This is a genomic window from Pseudomonas sp. P5_B2 (assembly GCF_056400445.1).
The window spans coordinates 1-3565 of sequence record NZ_JBFULH010000431.1 but is presented as its reverse complement, the minus strand read 5'-3'; the positions used below and the strand labels follow the sequence as shown (position 1 = coordinate 3565).

Annotated in this window: 4 protein-coding genes; 1 reads left to right on the top strand and 3 read right to left on the bottom strand. The window is 55.5% G+C overall.

Going from position 1 to position 3565, the window contains the following annotated elements; translation table 11 throughout:
• Together AC1DRJ_RS21865 and AC1DRJ_RS21860 are read right to left on the bottom strand one after the other, a co-directional pair.
• The coding region (locus AC1DRJ_RS21865; protein ID WP_477803974.1) for an NmrA family NAD(P)-binding protein at nt 1-798 on the bottom strand (798 nt) is incomplete at its 3' end.
• Between the two features lie 109 nt (nt 799-907).
• Entirely contained in the window at nt 908-1549 is a 642-nt protein-coding gene (locus tag AC1DRJ_RS21860) for an HD domain-containing protein (protein ID WP_024777177.1), read from the bottom strand.
• A 103-nt stretch (nt 1550-1652) separates the two neighbouring features.
• On the opposite strand from AC1DRJ_RS21860, the gene AC1DRJ_RS21855 reads away from it, so the two are divergent.
• Nucleotides 1653-2699, top strand: coding sequence for a GlxA family transcriptional regulator (locus tag AC1DRJ_RS21855; protein WP_427544555.1), 1047 nt, complete (start codon nt 1653-1655; stop codon nt 2697-2699).
• A gap of 81 nt (nt 2700-2780) precedes the next feature.
• Here AC1DRJ_RS21855 and AC1DRJ_RS21850 read toward each other — a convergent pair.
• The coding region (locus AC1DRJ_RS21850) for a DUF2182 domain-containing protein (protein WP_477803973.1) at nt 2781-3565 on the bottom strand (785 nt) is incomplete at its 5' end.

Below are 3565 nucleotides of genomic sequence, written 5' to 3'. Positions count from 1 at the left end.
ATCTTCACCAGCAAAAATTCCGTTCTGGTAGTCGATAGCAACGGCAAGGAAATGCTGGATCAAAAAGTCCGGCAGATTGTAGGTCTCCAAGTGCTTGCTATATTCTTCGATGGTCGATGGGCTGTAGGTGATAGTTCGGCCTACAACGCTGCTGATCTCATCGGCAATTTCTTCGTGGTCCAGTTCGACCGGGCCATAAAGTGGGTAGGTCTTTCCGATATGACCAGAAGGCTGCGTGAGAACGGTGGCGATAAATCGAGCTTGATCTTCAGCGGCAATCGGCGCGTGTCTTCCACCACCATATGGCAGCGTGATCTTGTCTTCTTTAACGATCTGATCAAGGACCCACGGGAAGATCAGCCATTCAGCAAAGAACGTCGGGCGGATATGGACGGTCGGCACACCAGACCAGTCGAAAATGCGCTCGGCAATCCAATGGTCGCGGGCCGCGTGGCTCAACGAGTCTTCACGAGCAGAAATCTGCGACATTTCCACGACGACCTCGACGCCCGCTCGTTTAGCAGCATCTGCAAAGTAGGCAGTCGCCTGGATGTAGCCTGGCCGAACGGGGTAACACAAATAAGCACCTGTGATCCCATCCATCGCCCGGATGATGTCGTCATGCTCCAAGAGATCGCCAACAAATATTTCGGCGCCCTCATTCTTTAGTGCTTCGCTACGTTCGTCTTCTTTGTGAACGAAAGCTCGTACCGCGTGCCCTCCGTTGAGGAGATAACGAATGGTATACACGCCTGTTTTCCCGGTGGCCCCGGTGACGAGATACTTACGTTGCTGCATGATAAATTCTCCGGTGTTGGTGATACGCACGTTGCTCGGCGGAGGACACTGCGTCAGGTCTTATCAAGACTGAAGTGTCGTAGAGCGTTCTGCTGCGCAACGTCGTTTGTCAGCTGTCGAAGGGGGCGTTATCAATCAGGTCGCACACGTTCGGGCAATCGAAACCATGGATGTGGCGACGTCCGACGTCAGCGAGCCCGGTGCCGATGGCAGTAAAAGGTTTTTTCCGGGCGACTTCGGCAACTGCCTCGGTAAAGGCGGCCTTCATCCCGATACGAGGGTAGAGTGCGAGGGCATCTTCGATCAGCGAAGGCGTGATCTGCTCAATGTTCAGCCCCATAACGTCGACATGGGCGCCGAGGTAAATGAGGGCAATCTCCGGCTGTTTGCGGTCGGCGATGCCAGCACTCGAGTGAAGCGCGATTGCATCCCACACGAGTTCAGTTTTCGACTTCGAATAACCGTTCTCAAGCAGGAAGCGGCTAGCGGCATCTGCGCCGTCGACTTCAAAGCGTTGGTCGGCAGAGAATTCGTTTGTCAGTCCCAGATCGTGTAAAAGCGCGGCGAGGTAAACCGTCTCGCGGTCGTATTTCAGACCACGTTGTTGGCCCAGGAATTCGGCAAACCACCATGTCCGGTGCACGTGGTGCAAAAGCGCCTTTGAGTGGACGCGCTCGACGAGGGCAGACGCTTTACGGGCGAGTTCAGAGTCTGGAGCACTGAAGCCACCGATGATGATTGGTGTACTCATGATTGCTTCCTCAGCGTTGAATCGGGTTGAAGTTCAGTCTAGGTATTTTTGCTTGGCGTAATTGACTATTTTCGGTCTTTTTGTGCCAATATGCTTATCTCGTATGTGTGGGGAGATAGCCGTGAGCAAGTCAACGAAAGCAAGCCATCCGCTTATCAGTGCCAAGCAAAAGCGAGTGGTGATTTTGGGGTTGCCTCCAGTGGACTCGCTCGATGTGACCGGCCCAGCTGAGGTGTTTGCCTTTGCTAATCGGTTGCATCGCGGTGACACCGCACCCTATCTACTCGAGCTGGTCGCTGCAGGCGCCAACGAGCACCTGGAGAGCAGCACGGGCATCGCGCTGATGGCACACAAGACGCTTGACCAAGAACGTAGTGACAACGAAGCAATTGACACGTTGATCGTGACGTCGGGCTGGAAAGCTCGGGAGCAGGTGGACGAGTCCGCTATCAATTGGATAAGAACAAAGTCCGAGAGTGTTCGGCGGGTGTGTTCGATCTGTGTCGGGGCGTTCGCTCTGGCTGAGACAGGACTTTTGGATGGTCGCAGGGCAACGACTCATTGGCGTATGGCGCGAAGCCTGGCCGATAGCTACCCCCAGGTGCAGGTCGATCCTAATCCGATCTGGGTCAAGGACGGCAACGTCTACACGTCAGCCGGTATTTCCGCCGGCATCGATCTTGCGCTTGCGTTGGTCAGCGAAGATTTGGGCGATGAAGTGGCTATGGAGATCGCGAAAAATCTTGTCCTCTTTCTGCGGCGTCCTGGCGGGCAGGCGCAGTTCAGCGTTGCTCTTCAATCACAGCATGTTCCTGGTTCCAATCTGGATGAGTTGTGCCTGTGGATTGCGGAACACCTGCACTCGGACCTGACAGTAGAAATACTCGCGGACAAGTTCTCCACCAGCGTCAGGACGTTAATCCGCTTGTTCCAACGAGAGTTGCAGACCACGCCGGCGAAGTATGTCGAGGACGTACGAATAGAAGCTGCCTGTCGCTCGATTGAACTGGGTGGACGGTCTATGGAAGAGGTCGCGCGGCGGAGTGGCTACCACAGCGTGGATGTCCTGAGAAAAGCGTTCGTGCGGCGGATTGGCGTGAGCCCGAAGGAGTATGCACAACGCTTCTCGCCCAATGGCGAGATGGCGTAGTTCGCTGCGATGGGCAAAAGACTAGGGCGGCGGCATAAAATGCCGCCGTCCCCATTACTGAAAACGACTTCTCTCCGTAAGTCAGTGCACATGCGGCTTGCATATGGTGCCTGTCATAGGGTTTTTCAGAAACGGAACTGTGTCGGGTGACAGCGCCATCCAAATCCCCATGGCTCCGAGGAACACGGCGATTGGAATCGCGAGCTTATGCCCACTGGGCAGTACCTTTTCAGCGAACATCAACAGGGTCAGCAATGCCATCCAGATAGGACTCATGACGCCGACAGCGAACATCACCGCCATCATTGCCCAGCAGCAGCCCACACAGACCATGCCGTGTCGCGCGCCCATCAGAACAGCCCCGAAATCGCCCCCTCGCCAATATTGAGCGAAAAAAGACAGCGGCGAACGGCATCCCGTAAGGCAAACATTTTTCAAGGCCGAGACCTGGAAGATTCCCGCGATAATCAAAACAGCGCCAGCCCAATAGGGACCAGCGCTGTACCACGCAAGAAACTCGAGGTTGAGGGCACGAATCGCATAGTCCAGCAGATAGGCCGCCAAACCGTAGCCGATCCAGGCGACGCCATAGCCCGCTATAAAGCAAGCCATGCGCCGCGTTCGTGCAAGTGATTTTCCTCCGCGGGACTTCAGCATGGCGGCAAACGCCGCAATGTAGTTGAGTTCTGACGGCAGCATCATTGCCGTCAACATGACAACCCAACCAATAAGGTAGGCGGGTAAGCCGTGTAGCGGGGTTCCTGGCCCCTCATCCATGTCACCCATGACCACCAGCATTTCGAACCAGGCGGCGAGGCTGAGCGCAACGACAACTATCGTCCAGCCTAAGCCCGCTTGACCCCGCC

Bases quoted from the DNA above. Each gene is read 5' to 3' on its own strand.
- AC1DRJ_RS21860 (WP_024777177.1), bottom strand. From the start codon at position 1,549: ATGAGTACACCAATCATCATCGGTGGCTTCAGTGCTCCAGACTCTGAA.
- AC1DRJ_RS21855 (WP_427544555.1), top strand. From the start codon at position 1,653: ATGTGTGGGGAGATAGCCGTGAGCAAGTCAACGAAAGCAAGCCATCCG.